Consider the following 20140-nt stretch of genomic DNA (forward strand, 5'->3'; position numbering starts at 1 on the left):
TCGGACCCTAGCTGCTTGTTGCGATCAGTTCGAGCCAATCATCCTCTGAAATCAGTTCAACCCCCAAATCTTGCGCTTTCTTGGCTTTACTGCCTGCCCCCGGTCCTGCGATCACCAGATCGGTCTTGGCCGAAACCGACCCAGAAACCTTAGCGCCTAAAGCTTCGGCGCGGGCTTTTGCCTCGGCGCGGGTCATTTTTTCGAGCGTTCCGGTAAACACAACGATTTTTCCCGCAACCGGACTGCCTGTCGTGTCTGGCGCGGCCACATCCTGCACATCAAGTTCTTGGACCAACCGCGCAATCGCATCCCGCGTGGTTTCCGTGTGAAACGCATCCACCAAAGCCGTGGCCATCACCGCCCCGAGCCCGTCAATATTCAACAATTCTTCCCAAGCCGAACCAGATTTTTCCCGCGCATCTTTCATCGCCGCAAAGAAATTTTCCCAACTGGTGTAGTGCCGCGCCAACATGGCCGCGCTGGTTTCCCCAACATGGCGGATTCCAAGCGCAAAAATCAGGCGATTCAGCGGGATTTTACGTTTTTCATCAATCGCCGCAAACAGATTGGTTACAGATTTATCGCCAAATCCATCACGATTTTTCAACTTGGTAAACTGGGCTTCATCACGCTGTTGCAGGGTAAAAATATCCGCGGGTTCTTTAATCGGCAGGCTGTCATCGCGGAAGAACATTTCAACCTGTTTTGCACCAAGACCATCTATGTCAAAGGCCGATCGTGAAACAAAATGCTTCAATTTTTCAACAGCTTGTGCCGGGCAAATCAGCCCACCCGAGCAATAGGCAGCGCTGTCGCCGTCTTCGCGCACCACATCAGATCCACATTCTGGGCAATGGGTCGGGAACACATAGGGTACTGAATCTGCGGGGCGTTTGCTAAGGTCAACATCGCGAATTTTGGGAATGACATCACCTGCGCGGTAAACCTCTACCCAATCGCCAACCCGCAGATCACGGCCTTCACGGATCGGATCCCCTTTGCTGTCACGCCCCGCGATGTAATCCGCATTATGCAGGGTCGCGTTCGATACGACCACGCCGCCAACAGTGACCGGATGCAGGCGCGCAACCGGGGATAACGCACCGGTACGCCCGACCTGAATTTCGATGGCTTCAAGAAAAGTATGGGCGATTTCGGCGGGGAATTTATGGGCAATGGCCCACCGAGGCGTGGTCGAACGAAAGCCCAACCGCGATTGCAGGGTCAAATCGTCGACTTTATAAACCACCCCGTCGATATCATATCCAAGGGTCGCGCGCTGCTCTTCGATGGATTTATAGTGAATCAGCATGTCCTGTGTGTTTGTCAGGCGGCGAGTGAGTGGGTTTGTTGAAAACCCCAAAGCCTCCAACCGCTTGATCGAATCGAACTGCGTTTCGGCCAAAGGTTCAGACACCTCCCCCCAAGCATAGGCAAAAAACATCAACGGGCGTTGGCGGGTGATTTCGGAATCCAACTGTCGCAAGGAGCCCGCCGCCGCATTCCGCGGATTGGCAAAGACTTTCCCCCCTTTTGCCGTCTGATTGGCGTTCAGAGCTTCAAAATCAGCATGGCTCATATAAACTTCGCCGCGCACTTCCAAAACTGCAGGCGCGCCCGTTAATCTTTGCGGGATGTTGGCGATTGTGCGGGCGTTTCTGGTGACATTTTCACCGGTTTCCCCATCGCCCCGTGTCGCAGCCTGAACCAAAACGCCTCTTTCATAGCGTAGCGAAAGCGAGAGTCCGTCAATTTTGGGTTCCGCCGTAAAGGCAATCTGATCGGTCTCGCGCAGGCCAAGATATTTACGCACCCGATTGGTGAAATCCTCCACATCTTCATCGTTAAAAGCATTACCAAGCGATAACATGCGTTGACTGTGTTTCACCTTGGCAAAGGCTTCAGACACGGGCCCGCCCACTTGATCTGACGGGCTGTCTGCGCGTTTCAGGGTTGGAAACAGCGATTCTATTTCGGCGTTGCGCAGTTTTAAGCGATCATATTCAGCGTCAGATATTTTTGGGGCATCTTCTGTATGATACGCAGCATTCGCCTGTTCCAGCACTTTGGCCAGTCGGGCAAGTTCGCTCACTGCTTCTGATTCTGTTAATTCTGATGCGTTGCGATCCGCTGGCATAGCTGATCTCCCCCAAAGTCTGATGGTCCGAATTCGTTTTATGGGCGGCTGTAAGGCGGGTCTAGTCCACAATTAGATTGCCAGATCATTTTCACAACAGAGACATTTTCATTCGGTAGATTGTTAAAAAACAAAGGCCCCCGAAGAACGGAGACCTTTGCTCGGAGCTATGGAGGATAGCATAAAGTAGAAACGGGCCGTTGGGCGTTACAATCGTCTTATGCAGATGCGACCAATTTTGGTACATCTTCGTCCGCAATAGGGTCACGCAAAACATAACCACGGCCCCAAACGGTTTCGATATAGTTTTCGCCGCCCGTCGCCTCTGCCAGTTTTTTGCGGAGTTTGCAGATGAACACGTCGATAATTTTCAATTCTGGTTCATCCATGCCGCCATACAGATGGTTCAAGAACATCTCTTTGGTCAGCGTCGTGCCTTTGCGCAGGGACAAAAGTTCCAGCATTTGGTATTCTTTCCCCGTCAAATGCACCGTTTCCGGACCAACGGAAACTGTCTTGGCGTCAAGGTTCACCAAGATCCGACCTGTTTCAATCACCGATTGTGCATGTCCTTTGGAACGCCGGACAATCGCGTGAATTCTGGCAACCAATTCTTCGCGGTGAAACGGTTTTGTCAGGTAGTCATCTGCCCCGAAACCCAGGCCTTTTACCTTTTCCGAAGCATCATCATTGCCCGATAAAATTAAGATCGGCGTCTGAATTTTTGCCACCCGTAATTGGCGCAACACTTCATGGCCGTTAATGTCCGGCAAGTTCAGATCAAGAAGGATAAGGTCATAATCATATAGCTTTGCGAGATCTATACCCTCTTCCCCGAGGTCCGTCGCATAGACATTAAGGTTGGCATTGGCCAACATGAATTCGATACTACGAGAGGTCGTCGGGTCATCTTCGACAAGTAGAACGCGCATAATAAACTCCAAGTAAATTCGTTTCTGTCAAACCAGTGTCCCACCAGATGGTTAACTATACGTTACGCTCTTAACCTTTTTTAACAATACACGTTAAGGTTGTCTATTTATTTTATTAAATACTTCCCCCTACCTGTATTTCTGAATTGCGGTTACCCTAAGCGCGGCTGGCCCATGGCTTTTGACGGCTGAGATCCAGCCGCTCAGTTCATCCTGAGTTAAATCATAGGTGTCGCAGGCCTCACGGTCGGTGATCAGCCCACCGACAACAGCTGCCACAACCTTGGCCTTACGACGCGCCACCCAGCGAGAGGTGTTTTTAGGCGGCAAATCAGACCGACTGAGGGTACTGCCATCCGGCAGGGTAACAAAAACGGGTCCGGTTTCTTTTCGTATATACATACGGCACCTTTTTGGGTTGTTTTGGTGTGGTCAAATTCTGTCCAAACTCCTAAGAACTCGTGAACCCGGCTCTTGAGAAAACATAGGGTTTTACTATATTCCATGATAAACCCGATATATCGGCCCTCCTCTAATGATTGGCGATGCAATGGCACTCGACACTCCTAAAATTGCTTTAAATTCTATGGGTTTTGCCAAAGCCCCGAAAGACACACGCGTATTGGTGGCCATGTCTGGCGGCGTGGACAGCTCGGTTGTAGCGGCCCAACTGGCGTCCGAAGGCTATGATGTGGTTGGCATTACACTGCAATTATATGACCACGGCGCGGCTTTGGCCAAAAAGGGCGCCTGTTGTGCAGGGCGTGACATTCACGATGCCCGCCGCGTGGCCGAAGAAATGGGCTTTCCCCATTATGTGCTGGATTATGAAAACAAATTCCGTGAAAGCGTGATCGACGAATTCGCTGACAGTTATCTGGCGGGGGCAACCCCTGTGCCTTGCATCCGCTGCAACGAGCGGGTCAAATTCCGCGATCTGCTGGAAACCGCCAAGGATCTGGATGCGGATTGTATGGCAACGGGCCATTACATCCAACGCTTTATGGGGCCCGAAAAAGCGGAATTGCACAAGGCGGCGGATGGGGATCGGGATCAAAGTTATTTCCTGTTTTCCACCAAGCAGGAACAACTCGATTATCTTCGTTTTCCGCTGGGCCACTTAAGCAGCAAGGCAGAAACCCGTGCGCTGGCCAAGAAATTTGGCCTGCCCGTGGCGGATAAACCGGACAGTCAGGACATTTGTTTTGTTCCAAACGGGTCTTATGCCGCTGTGATCGAAAAGCTGCGCCCGGGTGCGGCCGATCCGGGGCAAATCGTGCATCTTGATGGTGAAGTTCTGGGCGAACATAAAGGTGTGATCCATTATACGGTCGGCCAACGGCGCGGTCTTGGGATCGGCGGTCGGGAACCCTTGTATGTGGTCAAGCTGGACGTGGACAAGAAACACGTCATCGTCGGACCGAAAGAGGCACTTGCCACCCGCACCGTCCCGATCCGCGAGATCAACTGGCTGGGTGAGGAACCCTTTGAAAGCCGCGAGGAATGGCATCTTTCCGTACGTGTGCGATCCACACGCGCGCCAAAAGAGGCAATCATCCGCCCGATTTCCGCGACCGAGGCCGAAGTAGACCTGCTATCCCCCGAAGAAGGCGTCGCGCCGGGTCAGGCCTGCGTGTTCTACGAACCCGAGGGCACACGCATCTGGGGCGGTGGCTGGATCTGGCGGGGGTATTAATCCCATTTTGCATTAGGCACATTTTAACATCCTTCCCCTAGCCTGTGGTCAACACAGCTATGGAGGGCCTTATGAAAGGTGTCGTTTTTGTTGAATTGCTGGCCATGGCCGAATCCCTGATTGGTGAAGAGGCGGTTGACGACATTCTGGATTCGGTCGAACTCGCCTCTGGCGGGGCCTATTCCAGCGTCGGGAATTATCCTTGTAGTGAATTGATGACGCTGGTTGATGCGTTTTCACGCCACACAGGCCATTCCCCGACCTTTTTGCAGATTGCCTTTGGAAAGTGGATTTTTGGCACATTTGCCAAAGGATACACTGAATTTTTCGAAGGCAAAGCCGATGCCTTTTCCATGCTCGATTCAATTGAGGGTGAAGTTCATGTGGAAGTGCGCAAACTTTATCCAGAAGTAGAACTCCCAACCTTTACGACGCGCCGCATTGATAGGCAAACCTTTGAAATGGTGTATATTTCAGAACGTCCCTTGGTGGACTTCTGCCAAGGTATGATCGAAGCCTGCCTTGAACATTTCGACGAAGAAGCGACCATTTCAAAAACTGAAACACGCACGGAAGACGGTTTTGGGGCAGTGTTCCAAATCCGATCAGCGTCTCAATTGGCAGCTTAGGGCGTAGCGTGAAGACCCCCACCCTAAGCGAACAAGTGTCTCGTCGGCGCTACGAACGGGAAAAGAAAGCCCGTCAGGAGGCAGAAAAACTGCTGGACGATAAAAGCCGCGCTCTTTGGGAGGCAAATCAAAAACTTACCAGCCAAGCCGATGCTTTGGAACGGACAGTCACAAAACGCACGGCGGAGTTGAACAAAGCCATGCAGGCGGCACAAGCAAGCAATCAGGCCAAAAGCATCTTCCTCGCCAGCATGAGCCATGAAATCCGAACCCCCTTGAACGGTGTCCTTGGCATGGCAGAGGCTTTGAGCGAAACCGACCTGTCGTGCGAGCAGGCTGAAATGGCGGCAACAATTGTGGAATCCGGCGGCATTCTTTTATCTGTTCTTAATGACATCCTCGATGTTTCAAAGATTGAGGCGGGGCAGATGGAAATCGAAAACATTCCCTTTGACCTATCCGCGCTGTTCGCCGCCACAAAGCAGCTATATGCCCTGAAAGCTGCCGAGAAAAATCTGATCTTCGACATTCACCTCAGCCCCGCTGCACAAACATGGATCACTGGTGATCCTGTGCGGCTGCGACAGGTTGCGGGGAACCTAATTTCCAATGCGATTAAATTTACGGCCAATGGTCAGGTTTTGGTGGATGTAGACTTGTTACAGGCCGATCAGGGTTTAAAGCTTATTGTGCGCGTCACGGACAGTGGAACCGGTATTTCCAAACATAAATTAGATGATTTATTTCAGCCGTTTAACCAGCTCGACCCATCAGTCAATCGCGAATACGGCGGAACTGGTCTCGGTCTGGCCATCTCTCGGCAGATTTGCAACCTGATGAACGGGGACATCCGCGTTGAAAGCGAATTTGGGACGGGGTCCGTATTCACCGCCACATTCAGCGTCGCGCCCGCGAAAACTGTGGAAACCGCCCTGCCCCAAACGGACCAACACTCTCAAGAGATTTTGGCCAGTCAAAAATGGCGAATTCTTGTGGCAGAGGACAATCGCACGAACCAGTTGGTTCTCAGCAAACAACTCAAAGACTTCGATTTGGATTTAACCTTTGTCGGCAACGGACAGTTGGCCGTGGATAGCGCCCTAGAAGGCGAATATGATATGATCTTGATGGATATAAACATGCCACACATGGGCGGCGTGGATGCAACGATCAATATCCGCCACCATGAAACATGTCTCGGGCGCGCTGCCATCCCGATCATAGCCTTAACAGCAAATTCCATGACCCATCAGATCACCGGATATCTGGCCAGCGGCATGAACGGGCATCTGTCCAAACCTTTGAAAAAGGCGATCTTGTTACGCACTTTGGCAGATACCCTGCAACCAACAGCCCAGAAAAAAGCCCCCGAAACCAAAGGGCAACGGGGGCTTTAAACGATTGCTTGTTCAGACAAAAGCATCCGGTTCTGACGCTTTGCGCTGGGCAACAAAGGCTTGTAGCGCCTCGTCGACAGCCGGATCAATCGGCGGCTGGGTGTATTCCGTCATCATCCGCTCAACCCGTTCATGGGCCAGTTGCATTGTATCTTTCGACCCTTCATCGGACCAGGTTTCAAAGGGTTTATAGTCCAGCAACTGTGTCTTCCAGAAACTCTCCTTGAAATTGGCTTGCGTGTGTTCGCAACCCAGAAAGTGACCGCCCGGACCAACTTCGCGGATCGCGCCCATGGCCTGACCGTTTTCAGAAATATCCACACCTTTGGCGATGGAGTGCAACACACCCAGTTGATCCGCATCCATAACGAATTTCTCAAACGAGGTCACAAGCCCGCCTTCCAGCCAACCCGCTGCATGCAAACAGAAATTAACCCCACCCAGCAATGCCGCGTTCAATGTGTTTGACGTTTCATAAGCCGCCTGCGCATCGGGCAGTTTTGATCCACACAGCGCCCCGCCTGACCGGAACGGCAAGTTCAACCGACGCGCCAATTGCCCCGCGCCATAAAGTATTTTCGATGCTTCAGGCGTGCCAAAGGTGGGCGCGCCAGAGTTCATGTCGATACTGGCCACAAACGCGCCAAAAATCACCGGCGCACCGGGATTACACAACTGGTTATAGGCGATCCCCGCCATAGCCTCCGCCAGAACCTGCGTCAGCGTCCCCGCAACAGAAACCGGCGCCATCGCCCCGCCAACGATAAAGGGCGACACGATACAGGCTTGGTTGTTCTTGGCGTAAACCTCCATCGCGCCCATCATGATGTCGTCAAACGTCAAAGGCGAATTGATGTTGATCAGCGAGGTCATCACCGTCTTATCTTCAAGGCTCCCCCCAAAGAGAATTTTGGACATTTCAACAGAATCAACCGCCCGCTCCGGCGCCGTCACTGATCCCATATAAGGTTTATCCGACAGGGTCATATGGGCATACAACATATCCAGATGCCGTTTATTCACTGCAATATCAGTCGGTTCGCACACAGTACCACCCGAATGATGCATCCATTTGGACATATAGATCAGCTTCACCATCTTCTGAAAATCAGCGATGGTCGCATAACGGCGCCCGCCATTCATATCCCGCACAAATGGGGGGCCATACACTGGTGCCAGCACCATGGAATTGCCACCCACCCGCACACTGCGTTCAGGGTTGCGGGCGTGCTGAATGTATTCTGACGGGGCGGTTTTGATCAATTCCCGTGCCAAACCACGGGGAATTCGCACCCGCTCCCCGTCAATATCAGCACCGGCATCCGCCCAGCGTTTCAACGCGGCCGGGTTATCTGGAAAGTTTACTCCGATTTCAGCCAGAATGGTTTCCGCATTGGTTTCAATGACCTGCATTGCTTCTTCATTCAGAATCTCAAAATTCGGAATGTTGCGCTCGATGTATTTCACGGCCTCAAGGCGCACGGCTGTGCGATCGGCGCGACGGGCTGCGCCGCCTCCGCCACGCGTACGACGTTGGGGTGTTGGGGCTGCATCAGACATCTGGGATCACCTTAATTTCACATCTTTGAAAGCTGGTTTAGAGGAATTGCCCCCCTGTGAGGGTGCAAATTCGTCTATTTCGGGCGCAAAGCGACATCCTGTGTCGGAAACTCTGCTCAAGGGGTTGAAAAGGTCGCGCCAAACCGCGCGAATAGCCCTTTTTTTCTTCCATATAACCGCCCTGCGTCACCAAAGCAGCCTTGCGCGAATCCCAGCCATTTACTATTGGCTTGCCATGACAGATCACGCCCCCCTCCCCGCCGAAACATTTGACCACGAAAAGCTGCTGATTATTGATTTCGGCTCTCAGGTCACACAATTGATCGCCCGCCGCCTGCGCGAGCTGAACGTCTATTGTGAAATTCATCCTTTCCAAAAGGTCACCGCGGATTTCCTAAAAGAATTCGCCCCCAAAGCGGTGATATTTTCAGGTGGTCCGGCATCGGTCATAACCGAAGGCTCGCCGCGCCCGCCAGAGGCTGTTTTCGAACTTGGCGTGCCGATCCTTGGCATCTGTTATGGTCAACAAGTTATGATGCATATGCTGGGCGGCAAGGTGGAACGGGGTCACGGCACAGCCGAATTCGGGCGCGCCTATGTACAGCCCACAGAACAGCGGATTGATATGCTGAACGGCTGGTTTCTAGAAGAGCGCGAGCAAGTCTGGATGAGCCACGGCGATCACGTCAGTGCAATTGCCCCCGGGTTTGAGGTGTACGGAACCTCCCCCAATGCGCCTTTTGCGATCACGGCGGATCTGGAACGCAACTTCTTTGCTGTACAGTTCCACCCCGAAGTTCACCACACCCCTAATGGCGCCACCTTGTACGAAAATTTCGTTAAACTGGCAGGGTTTAGCGGCGATTGGACCATGGGCACCTACCGCGAACAAGCCATCGCTGCAATACGCGAACAAGTCGGTGATGCAAAGGTGATTTGTGGTCTGTCCGGTGGTGTTGACAGCTCTGTCGCTGCGGTTTTGATCCACGAAGCAATCGGCGATCAGTTAACTTGTGTCTTTGTGGATCACGGTTTGCTGCGGCAGGGAGAAGCCGAAGAAGTCGTTAAAATGTTCCGCGATAATTACAACATGCCACTGATCCATGCCGACGAGCAGGAATTGTTTCTAGGAGAGTTGGACGGCCAGTCTGATCCGGAAACCAAACGTAAGATCATCGGCAAACTGTTCATAGACGTCTTCCAGAAACACGCCAGCGAAGTGGGCGGAGCAAAATTTTTGGCCCAAGGCACGTTATATCCCGATGTGATTGAAAGCGTGTCGTTTTCCGGCGGGCCTTCGGTCACCATCAAATCCCACCATAATGTGGGCGGTCTGCCCGAAAAAATGGGACTGAAACTGGTAGAGCCTTTGCGCGAGTTGTTCAAAGATGAAGTCCGCGCTTTGGGGCGTGAACTTGGCCTGCCTGCCAGCTTCATCGGCCGCCACCCTTTCCCCGGGCCGGGTCTTGCGATCCGCTGCCCCGGTGAAATCACCCGTCCGAAACTGGAAATCCTGCGCAAGGCGGATGCGGTTTACATCGACCAGATCCGCAAACACGGACTTTATGATGACATCTGGCAGGCCTTTGTAGCAATCCTGCCGGTGAAAACCGTTGGCGTGATGGGCGACGGACGGACCTATGATTATGCCTGTGCGCTGCGCGCCGTGACCTCGGTTGACGGAATGACGGCGGATTACTATCCGTTCAGCCACGACTTCCTTGGCGAGACCGCAACGCGGATTATCAACGAGGTCGAGGGCATCAACCGTGTGACCTATGACATCACATCAAAACCCCCGGGTACGATTGAATGGGAATAAACATTCCATGGCGATAATTGGCTGCGCTCCGCGCGGGTATATCTGATCCAAAAAAAGAGGCTCGTCGTGGTAGAAAAGACCACTTCGGGCCTCTTTGTTGTTCAAATACCTACTTTTTCGACCTTAAAATTCAAGTTCCCGTTGCAGTTTGTAATAGCGTGCCAGCATGGTGATTGCCGCCAGTGACAGGCCAATCACCAACCCACCCCAAACACCTTGCGCGCCATATCCCATTGGAAAGCCAAGCAAATAGGCCATCGGTGCGCCTACGCACCAATAGCTGAATATAGCCAGAACCATGGGGATTGTCGTGTCCTTGATCCCCCGCAACATTCCCAGCGCGGCCACTTGGGTGGCATCTACGATCTGAAATGCCGCAGAGACCACCAACAGAAGCACGCCCATTTCAACGATGGCCTCCAGATTGGGTTCTGACGGATCCAGAAACAACCGCATCAAACTGCGCGGAATGGTCAAATACAGGGTCATGGTCACTAACGCGAACAGGAATGCGCCCAGAACAACCACCATCGCCGCCCGCGACAGGCCAAGTTTATCTTTACGCCCCAATGCCCGTCCCGCACGGATTGTACCCACATTTGAAATGCCAAGTGGCACCATAAACCCGACCGAGGTGATTTGTAGCACCACCGCATGGGCCGCCAGCGCCACGGTTCCAGACCAGCCGATCATGATGGTGGCGGCAGAAAACAGACCCGTTTCAGCCAACAATGTCAGGGAAATGGGCCAGCCCAATTTGAAGGTTTCAAAAAATGCCTCGCGATCAAACCGCATAGGGTTGTGGAACAGTTGATATTTTTTCAACGCCGGTAGCACGCCGCAATAGACCAGCAGAAACACAAAATCGATGCTGATGGTCAGGATCGAGGCCCAAGCCGCCCCGCGCGCGCCCATTGCGGGAAAGCCGAAGTTGCCGAAAATCAGCGCGTAATTGAACACCACATTTGCGCCTGCTGCGATCAAAGTGGCGATCAGAACCACTTGGGCACGTTCTAATGACGACAGATAACTTTTCAGCACCATGATCCAAAGTGCTGGAAACAAACCGAAAATAGCGATCTGCATATATTCGGACGCAATCCGCGCCAGATTTTCCTGCTGCCCCAATGCGATTAAGATCGGCTCAATATTCCAAAGGGGTACAGCCAGCAGGATGCCATACAGCGTAACGATCCAACTGCCCATCCGCACCGACCGGCGCACCTGACGATCATCCCCAGCCCCGATTGCAGTTGCACATAGTGGCATCACCGCAAAGGCAAAGCCTGACCCGACGATAAAGATAATGAAATAGGCCTGCGTTGCCAAAACCACCGCGGCCAGTGACTCTACAGAATACCAGCCCAACATAGCCACGTCGGTGATATGGGTCAGCATCTGCGCAATATGGCTGCCGATCAGAGGCAAGCCAAGCACAAGAGAAGCGCGTATATGGCCACGCCAGGTCATGGGTGGAGTCGTTTTCATGGGCCTTGCTTTCAGGACTAGCAGCGATTTAAAAAAAGGGCTTAGTCTGGCGCAATGCCGTTGGAAAGCCTAGTGGCAGCGCTTCAGAGAGAGGCTTGCCAGAACACCATGGTGGTCCGAGCCTAGAAGATCAAGTGTTGAAACGTCCCCTCCGCATGCGCTGGGGGCCAGCACATGATCGATGGGCAACATCATCCGATGTTCCAGCAGAAAAGTCCCGTTGGTGCGGCCAATCCGCTGCGTTCGCGTGGCCTCTTCAATACGGGTCATGGAATAGGACCAGGGCACCATGTTGAAATCCCCAGCCAGAATCACTGGTCCAGTCAATTTTTCAAGCACTGGCACGATCACCCCCACCTGTTCCGCTTGATCTATTGGGAAGGGCCAACGCAGATGGATTGATACCAGCCAAAGAGGGCCATCGGGCGTAGTCACTTGTTGTGCAAGCAGCCCGTTTTCTGCCTGACAAATCCTGCTGCCCAATACAGGTGGAAACCGGCTTGCCAAAGCGATACCACGTCCCCGTTCCGAAATGCATGAGCTTTGGGTTGGATATGCGTCACCAAGGGCCGGCAGAACGCTTTGGGTTCTTGAAGTCATTTCCTGCAAGGTAATGAAATCAGGTGATTTTTCTTTAATATCAGCGATCAATGGCTTTGGGTTATCCAGAATAAAAAGCATGTTCTTTTGATAAAGTGTCGCATCAAAATCCCCCTCAATCGGGGCGGCCCGATAACTCCACCAGATCGCGCCGCTGGCGGCGATGGACAAAAGCGCAATAGCTTCGGCAACCCGCCTCCATCCCAGCATAAAAATACCAACCGCTGACGCAAGCGACACCACCCCGATTTGAAACCGGAACACAGCCAAACTATCCCCGATCGGATGCAAAGCGCCCCCCGCGCTTGCCACAAGCAAGACAGGTGCGATATACAAGAGGCACAGAAGTATCTTTTTCATCGAAACCTCCTGCATCAACGCAATAAAAGGTGCAATGGTTTCTTACAATTGACACAAACTAATACCAAATAGTCGGCGCTGCCTGTGGCAGTGTGTCTGTGATTTTGTACCGGGGTTATTATGAACCTGTTTTTCCGTTATTTCGGCTTTTTTGCCGTGTCCTTAATGCTTCCTGTGGCGGTTCTATTACCGTGGAGCGATTCCAGCGGCGTGCTGAACCTGTTGGTGCGTCTGATGATTTTGCCGTCTTATTGCTGCATCATCGTTTTTATCCTGATCGGCTTTCGCCCACCCAGCCTGCGCCGCGCTTTGCTGGCGACGCCCAACCAAATCGACGATCTGCACTTGTGGCTGGCCCCCTTATTCGCGCTCGCAGGTTTTTTGTGGGCCGGGTTCCATTTGATCGGTTTGCTTGCGATTGAAGAATTCAGCGACCACTACCCGTTGATCTATTTGTGCCTGTTCTTCAGTGCCATCGCCCTTGCAATCTGGATCGGCATGCGGGTTTTTTCAGCCTTGCGCGACGACTAGACCCGAATTGCCAAGGGATTGCGCACACACCATCTTGCGCCGCACTGCCCCTAATGGTCTAATGCTGCCAACCAAAGAGCCAGCAGGAATCGAGCAATTATGGCCGCAGAAGACCTCTTCCGTGAAAAAGCGGAGCAATCCTACGACGCCTCCAGCATTCAAGTGCTGGAAGACATGGAGCACGTGCGCCTGCGCCCCGGTATGTATATCGGCGGCACAGATGACCGCGCGCTGCACCATATGGTTGCCGAGATTGTGGACAATTCCATGGATGAGGCCGTTGCAGGCCATGCCAACTGGATCGAGGTGGAACTGAACGCTGATTTCTCCGTGACCGTGCGCGACAACGGGCGCGGTATTCCAATTGATCCCCACCCAAAAGATCCCAGCAAATCCGCGCTGGAAATCATCTTTTGCACCCTGAATGCAGGTGGTAAATTCAACGGCGACAATTATGAAACATCAGGCGGTTTGCACGGGGTCGGCAGTTCTGTTGTTAACGCGCTTAGCGATCACGTTCGGGTGGAAGTTGCCCGCAACCGCGAATTGTTCGCCATGGAATTCAGCCGTGGCATTCCCCAAGGCCAGTTGCAAAAACTGGGGCCAACCCAAAACCGCCGCGGCACATCCGTGACCTTTCACCCGGATGCGCAGATTTTCGGCGCAGGCGCTCGGTTCAAACCCAAACGTCTGTATGATATGTCAAAATCAAAGGCCTATCTGTTTTCCGGCGTTGAAATCCGCTGGAAATGTGATTCAGCCTGTCTGTCCAAAGACGACACAACGCCCACCAGTGACAGCTTTCACTTCCCCAACGGTCTGGCCGATTATCTGGCCGAACGGCTGGAAGGATCGTCCACATATTCAGACCGCCCCTTTGCGGGCCATGTGAATTTCACCGAAAAATTCGGTTCCGGCGAAGTGGGCAATGTGGACTGGGCGATCAACTGGACCCCGTCGCGCGATGCTTTCACCCAGTCCTATTGTAACACCATCCCAACCGCCGAGGGCGGCACCCATGAGGCTGGTTTCTGGGCTGCAATCCTGAAAGGCATCAAGGGCTACGGCGAATTGGTCGGTAATAAAAAAGCCGGCCAAATCAACCGCGACGACGTAATGGGCGGGGGCTGCGCCTTGGTGTCGGTCTTTATTCGTGAACCCAAATTCGTGGGTCAAACCAAAGACCGTCTGGCCACCACGGAAGCGATGAAACTTGTCGAAAACTCGGTCCGTGATCATTTTGACAACTGGTTGGCAGCGGATACCAAAGCGGCGGGCGCGATCCTTGATTACATGGTTCTCAAGGCCGAAGAACGCCTGCGCCGCCGCGCCGAAAAAGAGACCCAGCGTAAATCGGCCACCAAACGGCTGCGCCTGCCGGGCAAGCTGGTGGATTGCACCAACAAAGACCGTAAAGGCACCGAATTGTTCATCGTAGAGGGTGACTCGGCTGGCGGATCAGGCAAAGGCGCACGGGATCGCAAAAATCAGGCCTTGTTGCCGCTGAAGGGTAAAATCCTGAACGTTTTGGGGGCCGCCAGTAACAAATTGATGTCCAATCAAGAAATCAGCGACCTGTGCGAATCGCTGGGCGTTGGCATGGGCACACGGTTCAACATCGAAGACCTGCGTTACGAAAAAATCATCATCATGACCGATGCTGACGTGGATGGCGCCCATATCGCTGCCCTTTTGATGACCTTCTTCTTCACGCAGATGCGGCCTCTGGTAGATGGCGGACACCTTTATCTGGCCTGCCCGCCCTTGTTCAAACTGGTCCAAGGATCCAAAACCGTCTATGTTCTGGACGAGGCAGAACGAGATCGCCTGTTGGAAAAAGGCCTTGGCGGACGGGGTAAAATCGACGTGTCGCGGTTTAAAGGTCTGGGCGAAATGAACGCCATTGACCTGAAAGAAACCACGATGAACCCGAAAACCCGCCAGTTGATCCGCGTTTCAGTGGACGATGACGAACCTGGGGAAACATCCGATCTGGTAGAACGTTTGATGGGCAAAAAGCCGGAACTGCGCTTTGAGTACATTCAACAAAACGCCCAATTTGTCGAAGAGCTGGATCTGTAACGCATTTCTGACGCTGGTTGCCCTGCGCTGCCAGCGCCCTATCTGTAAAATACCTGTTTACGACAAGGGGGCCACCCATGGGCCAGATCGCGAAACTCCTTTTGGCCTGCACCAGCCTGCTGGCCCTTGCCGCATGTGAAACTCCGCAGGAAAAACAGGCCCGCCTGACGCAACACAACGGCAAAACCGTTGAACAGGTCATCGCATCCCTCGGATCTCCGATCAGCCGCACTGCAAGCCAAGTCGTCTGGGAACGCACAGACAGTTTTGTTGTGCGCCATCCGGAATACGAACGGCTGGGCGGCGTGGTCATTCTGGTGGGATATGACAATCAGATCGTAAACCAAAAATGCCTCTATGTGGCTGACATCAAGAACAATAAAGTCGTCTCCAGCACGCTTTCAGGCACCGGCTGCTACAAAATGCTCCCCCCACCCAATTGATAACCGACCCAGCTTCTTTTGAGCTTAAATACCTAAAAAATCACTTGATTTGAACGCGTTACCCCAACCATTTCAACACTCCACCTAGATCATGCCAAAAAAATGACAGATACCCTAGGTAGTAATAATCGAGTTCCCTCTAAAAGAGATTAAAATGAAATTCATTCGCCCCCTTTGGACAGCAACAGCTTTCATCGCAAGCCTGTCCGCTTTCACAACATATGCCGACGACAATCCTGCTTCCCAAACAGACCCGCTCCCTGATTTGGCAACTGTCTATGAAAACTGGGGCAAAACAGCTTTCTCTATCGACGCTATGGCCTCAATAGACAAACGCTCCCCCAATGGTTTCAAATTTTCCGTCGAAGGCGTGGAATATCCGGTGGTTTTTGATGCAGGCCGCGAAAAACGCCAAGCCTTACTGGAGTGTCTGGAAAAGGCCGATAAGTGCAATGCCACAGCAACCGCTTTTATGCTGTTTGAAGCGGGTGCCATGCAGCTGAATATAACCGACATCCATCAAGCATTTGTGCCCCCCGTGGATTTCGACCGAGAATCCCACAAACTTACCCAGTGTTATGCAATCGAAAATCGTCGGGCCAAAGGTGTCCCGGGTGAAATTGAGGTGAAATTGACGGTCGCGGATATTAACTTTCCGCAAACCCACCTCTTTGAACCAGTCATGCCAGTTGAAATCAGTCCCCAATTCGATCTGTTGGTCGATGCCGTAAAATCGTGCGGCGGCAACCGATATCGCCTTCCTGTGGGGGAATATGGTCTGAAAACGCAGACCCTTACCGGCACCACATTTTTGACGAAATGGGCAAATTAACCACGCATTAAAACAGCCTTAAGGGAAACGGTCAAAATCCGCTTTATTTTCGGCGATTTGCAGCTTATTTTTTACGCTTGCCCGCCCAAAGAGCATCGGGCCAAGGACTAAAAGGGACGATTTTATGAAAATGCTGCTAAGTTTTGGATGCCTTGCCGTATTGGCGGCAGGGTCTGTGCAGGCTGAAACCATCAATCGTCGTGCTGAATGTGACAGATGGGAAGGTATCCCTGCCTCTGAAACCATTGGCACACCGCCTACAGCATTATTGTTTTGCAATCAGGATGATCAGAAATGGCTGGCGCTGCGCATTGAATGCAATGTGCCAGAAGTCCGCATGGTCCTGCGCTATCGTCCGGGCTTTGCCTATACGCCGCCCAAACCGATTGAAGACACTAAAACAGGTGGCCAAGGTGGTGATCAACTTAGCGCCGAAGATCGCGAGGCAGCCGCCCTTGTGGCCGCAATCCCTTATGATGATGGCGGAATCAAAACAGTTCCAACAACCGATGACGGCCCCTCGGAAATGGTGTTTATGGATTTTCAATCCTTTGGTTATACTGGGGTAGCCCATTACCAACCCGATGGAAAAGATTGGGAGTTCGTTGAAAAAGAACCTCTGTCGCCAATTTTCAGCCGCCTGATCACGGGCAATTATGCCGATATCAAGCTGCTGGCCTATGGCACAACCGAACGCTTTCCGCTGCGCGGATCAAGTGACGCGCTGCGTCCCGTGGTTGAGGCTTGTCGCATCGCCAAACGGGACTCTAACAGGAAATAATCCGCCTTAAGCCCCCAGATTTACGCAACGATCCCAAAGCATTGCGTCAACCTGCACCTCTGACGGCAACACACGCCCTGCCCCTGGCAATCGAGCGTCTGGCTGTTCGGCCACCGCGTCAGCCACCCGCGCAAGCCGCTCATAGAAACCGTCACCGGAATACCCCGTCGGGTCCAGCAGGAAATAGAATTGCCCCAGATCATGGGGCGGTCCATCGGCCAGTTTTAACCCTTTCACATCCATCGAATTGACCGATCCGGTCACCGCAGCCGCCAGAATTTCCACCATCAGGCCAAAGCCCCAACCTTTATAGCCCCCCGTTGATACCAGTGACCCTTTCAGGGCCGCATTGGGATCAGTTGTCGGATTGCCGTCCGCATCAACCGCCCAACCCAGTGGGATTTCTTCGCCGGCACTTGCTGCCATAGTGATTTTCCCCAGCGCCACCGCAGATGTGGATTGATCAAACTGAAACGCCACCCCGCCGTCTTTGGCAGGCACCGCCAATGCCATTGGATTGGTGCCCAACACCGCAGAATTCCCCCCGGGCGGCGAAACCACAGCCGAGGCATTGGTAAACCCGATCCCGATCAGACCCGCCTGTGCGATCTGCTCGGTGAAAAACCCCAAAGACGTGCAGGTATGGGAATGGCAAATCGCAAGGCTCGCCGTGCCCATTTCCCGTGCAGTTTCCAGCGCTACCGGTAAACCACGGGCAAAGGCAGGCTGGGCAAACCCCAGCTTGGCATCCACCATCACGGAGGCAGGTTTTGGTTTAGAAACAAACGGTTCCACGGCTCCATTCACCCGACCAGATTGCAGTTGTGTGCAATAGCTTTCCAGATAATACAGCCCACAGATCAGGTTGCCTGTGGCCTCTGCCATGCGCACAGCCCTGGCCACCTCTGCGGCGATCCACGGGGCGGCACCATGGGTCGTCATTGCCCGCGCGGCGGTGGTTTCTATCTCTGTCAGCGCGACAGTGATCTTGCTCATGCTGATCCCCATTTCGTTAGAATTTCCTGAACATTCAACGCCTCTGATTGCGAGGCTTTCTGAATCCCGCCCGGCGTGCGTGACAATTTGGGCGCTGGTGCGGGTTCTGTCATCTGGCCGCCTTTTTCGAACACGCCGCGCGCCTGATTGTGGGGATCGTCAAAGGCTTCGGCAATGGTTAAAACAGGAGCATAACAACAATCCGTCCCCAACAAAACGCTGTCCCAGTCATCGCGGGACTTTTGCGCAAAAATCGCGGCAAATTCCTGCTTTAGCGCGGGCCAGGTGCTGCGATCCATCTGGGTTTTAGCCAGTTCCGCCTCCGCCCCGATCCGCGCCAGCAATTCCACATAGAATTTCGCCTCAATCGCGCCGATGGCCACCCAGCCACCGCAGGCACATTGATAGACATTGTAAAATGGCGCCGCCCCGTCAAGGATATTGGCCTCGCGCCGGTCGGCCCAAGCCCCGCCTTGGTTCATCGCATAGATCATCGACATCAAATGCGCCGTCCCGTCGGTAATGGCCGCATCCACCACTTGCCCCAACCCCGAGCGTGACGCCTCTAGCAACGCGCAGACCACGCCATAGGCCAAATACATCCCTCCGCCGCCAAAATCACCAAGTAAATTCAACGGGATAACAGGCGTATCCTGTGGCCCGATGGCATGCAAGGCGCCCGACAAGGCAATATAATTGATGTCATGCCCTGCCGCGTGGGCCAATGGCCCGCTTTGCCCCCAGCCGGTCATCCGACCATACACCAATCGCGGGTTCAGCGCGTGAATTTCATCAGGGCCAAGCCCCAGACGTTCCATCACATTGGGGCGCATCCCTTCGATCAGCGCATCGGCAGAGGCCAGTAATCCCTTAACTGTTTCAATGTCTTGCGGGTTTTTCAAATCCAGCTCAACGAAACCCCGCCCGCGATCAAGGATATCATAGTCCAACCCCATCAGACTCTGTAATCCCGGCCGTTGAATGCGGATCACCTCGGCCCCCATATCCGCCAGCGTCATCGCTGCAAATGGTGTCGGGCCAAGACCCGCGAATTCCACTATTCTGATCCCGCTCAAAGGTCCGTTTGACATGGTTTTCCTTCCCAATTCTTTCCCTTTTGATACCGTTATTGTCCGACACTCGCTAGTAAAAAGCGGAATTTCGCCCTTTCTGACGCTACGGGTTGCGCATTTGGATGACAGCCCCCACAAAACCCTGTATTATGGTCCGCAGGACCGGCATCAGACCGGTTGAGCAGATTTTTTAGGAGACATCCCATGACAGGATGGAGCAGGCGCACTTTTATGATGGGCGCAACCGCAGGCGGGCTAAGCGCTTGTGCGGGTGGGACGAACAGCACGGCACGGTTTAAGATTGACGATAATGTCAGTGCCGCCATGCGGCAGATGCAAAGCGAATTGCCTTTCACCACCTCCTTGATTCAAAACGCTGCTGGCGTTTTGATGATGCCAACAGTCACCAAAGCAGGTTTGATTGTGGGCGGCGCCTACGGCGAAGGTGCGCTTTTGGTCGGTCAGGCCCCTGTTGACTACTATTCTGTCGCGGCGGCCAGTTACGGCTTGCAAGCAGGCGCGCAGCAGTATTCCTCGGCGCTGTTCTTTATGGATTCCGAACACTTGCGCAAATTCCGCTCCCGTCCCGGTTGGACCTTGGGCGCAGATGTGGAATACACGTTGATCGACAATGCAGGCGCGGCAGGAGTGGACAACAACACCATCGACGACGCGGTTTATGCAGTTGTGTTCAATCAGGCAGGCATCTTGCTTGGGATCTCGATCGAGGGATCAAAATACACCCGCATCGTGCGCTAAAAAGCGTTACAGAACACAGGCT

General features: G+C 53.2%; 18 protein-coding genes. 10 read left to right on the forward strand and 8 right to left on the reverse strand.

The window, feature by feature from the left end:
• Positions 1-7: 7 nt before the first annotated feature.
• From ligA to GGE09_RS12130, 3 genes are all read right to left on the reverse strand, one after another.
• Positions 8-2137, reverse strand: coding sequence for an NAD-dependent DNA ligase LigA (ligA, locus tag GGE09_RS12120; protein ID WP_309746394.1), 2130 nt, complete (start codon positions 2135-2137; stop codon positions 8-10).
• A gap of 218 nt (positions 2138-2355) precedes the next feature.
• Positions 2356-3069, reverse strand: coding sequence for a response regulator transcription factor CtrA (gene ctrA / locus GGE09_RS12125; protein ID WP_309746395.1), 714 nt, complete (start codon positions 3067-3069; stop codon positions 2356-2358).
• Positions 3070-3198: 129 nt separating this feature from the next.
• On the reverse strand, positions 3199-3471 hold the full coding sequence (locus GGE09_RS12130; RefSeq protein ID WP_309746396.1) for a DUF1153 domain-containing protein: 273 nt from the start codon (positions 3469-3471) through the stop codon (positions 3199-3201).
• A gap of 148 nt (positions 3472-3619) precedes the next feature.
• Here GGE09_RS12130 and mnmA point away from each other — a divergent pair, with 148 nt between their 5' ends.
• The 3 genes from mnmA (at position 3620) to GGE09_RS12145 (ending at position 6791) form a co-directional block, all read left to right on the forward strand.
• Positions 3620-4765 carry a tRNA 2-thiouridine(34) synthase MnmA gene (gene mnmA / locus GGE09_RS12135; protein ID WP_309746397.1) on the forward strand — a complete coding sequence of 382 codons (1146 nt, stop codon included), beginning with the start codon at positions 3620-3622 and terminating at the stop codon, positions 4763-4765.
• A 71-nt stretch (positions 4766-4836) separates the two neighbouring features.
• Positions 4837-5394 carry a heme NO-binding domain-containing protein gene (locus tag GGE09_RS12140; RefSeq protein ID WP_309746398.1) on the forward strand — a complete coding sequence of 186 codons (558 nt, stop codon included), beginning with the start codon at positions 4837-4839 and terminating at the stop codon, positions 5392-5394.
• 8 nt (positions 5395-5402) lie between these two features.
• Positions 5403-6791: an ATP-binding protein gene (locus GGE09_RS12145; RefSeq protein ID WP_309746399.1), complete on the forward strand. Its 1389-nt coding sequence runs from the start codon at positions 5403-5405 to the stop codon at positions 6789-6791.
• Positions 6792-6803: 12 nt separating this feature from the next.
• On the opposite strand, the gene GGE09_RS12150 is transcribed toward GGE09_RS12145, so the two are convergent.
• Positions 6804-8351: a trimethylamine methyltransferase family protein gene (locus GGE09_RS12150; protein ID WP_309746400.1), complete on the reverse strand. Its 1548-nt coding sequence runs from the start codon at positions 8349-8351 to the stop codon at positions 6804-6806.
• Between the two features lie 235 nt (positions 8352-8586).
• On the opposite strand from GGE09_RS12150, the gene guaA reads away from it, so the two are divergent.
• Positions 8587-10173, forward strand: coding sequence for a glutamine-hydrolyzing GMP synthase (gene guaA / locus GGE09_RS12155; RefSeq protein WP_309746401.1), 1587 nt, complete (start codon positions 8587-8589; stop codon positions 10171-10173).
• 123 nt (positions 10174-10296) lie between these two features.
• On the opposite strand, the gene GGE09_RS12160 is transcribed toward guaA, so the two are convergent.
• A complete protein-coding gene (locus GGE09_RS12160) occupies positions 10297-11661 on the reverse strand; it encodes an MATE family efflux transporter (protein WP_309746402.1) in 1365 nt (454 codons plus the stop codon).
• A 69-nt stretch (positions 11662-11730) separates the two neighbouring features.
• The gene (locus GGE09_RS12165; protein ID WP_309746403.1) at positions 11731-12621 is read right to left on the reverse strand and encodes an endonuclease/exonuclease/phosphatase family protein; all 891 of its coding nucleotides are present in this window, start codon (positions 12619-12621) and stop codon (positions 11731-11733) included.
• Positions 12622-12741: 120 nt separating this feature from the next.
• Here GGE09_RS12165 and GGE09_RS12170 point away from each other — a divergent pair, with 120 nt between their 5' ends.
• The 5 genes from GGE09_RS12170 (at position 12742) to GGE09_RS12190 (ending at position 17290) form a co-directional block, all read left to right on the forward strand.
• Positions 12742-13152, forward strand: coding sequence for a hypothetical protein (locus tag GGE09_RS12170; RefSeq protein ID WP_309746404.1), 411 nt, complete (start codon positions 12742-12744; stop codon positions 13150-13152).
• A gap of 99 nt (positions 13153-13251) precedes the next feature.
• A complete protein-coding gene (gene parE / locus GGE09_RS12175) occupies positions 13252-15234 on the forward strand; it encodes a DNA topoisomerase IV subunit B (RefSeq protein WP_309746405.1) in 1983 nt (660 codons plus the stop codon).
• Between the two features lie 77 nt (positions 15235-15311).
• Positions 15312-15677 (forward strand): hypothetical protein, encoded by a 366-nt coding sequence (locus GGE09_RS12180; RefSeq protein WP_309746406.1) that lies wholly within the window; start codon positions 15312-15314, stop codon positions 15675-15677.
• Between the two features lie 154 nt (positions 15678-15831).
• A complete protein-coding gene (locus GGE09_RS12185; protein WP_309746407.1) occupies positions 15832-16509 on the forward strand; it encodes a hypothetical protein in 678 nt (225 codons plus the stop codon).
• Between the two features lie 124 nt (positions 16510-16633).
• Entirely contained in the window at positions 16634-17290 is a 657-nt protein-coding gene (locus GGE09_RS12190; RefSeq protein ID WP_309746408.1) for a hypothetical protein, read from the forward strand.
• Between the two features lie 6 nt (positions 17291-17296).
• On the opposite strand, the gene GGE09_RS12195 is transcribed toward GGE09_RS12190, so the two are convergent.
• Both GGE09_RS12195 and GGE09_RS12200 read right to left on the reverse strand, forming a co-directional pair.
• On the reverse strand, positions 17297-18286 hold the full coding sequence (locus GGE09_RS12195; RefSeq protein WP_309746409.1) for an Ldh family oxidoreductase: 990 nt from the start codon (positions 18284-18286) through the stop codon (positions 17297-17299).
• Positions 18283-19377, reverse strand: coding sequence for a CaiB/BaiF CoA-transferase family protein (locus tag GGE09_RS12200; protein WP_309746410.1), 1095 nt, complete (start codon positions 19375-19377; stop codon positions 18283-18285). The genes GGE09_RS12195 and GGE09_RS12200 overlap by 4 nt, the downstream gene beginning before the upstream one ends.
• A gap of 186 nt (positions 19378-19563) precedes the next feature.
• On the opposite strand from GGE09_RS12200, the gene GGE09_RS12205 reads away from it, so the two are divergent.
• Positions 19564-20118 (forward strand): lipid-binding SYLF domain-containing protein, encoded by a 555-nt coding sequence (locus GGE09_RS12205; RefSeq protein ID WP_309746411.1) that lies wholly within the window; start codon positions 19564-19566, stop codon positions 20116-20118.
• Positions 20119-20140 lie beyond the last annotated feature (22 nt).

It is taken from the genome of Roseobacter sp. N2S, from assembly GCF_031454055.1.
Lineage (GTDB): Bacteria > Pseudomonadota > Alphaproteobacteria > Rhodobacterales > Rhodobacteraceae > Amylibacter.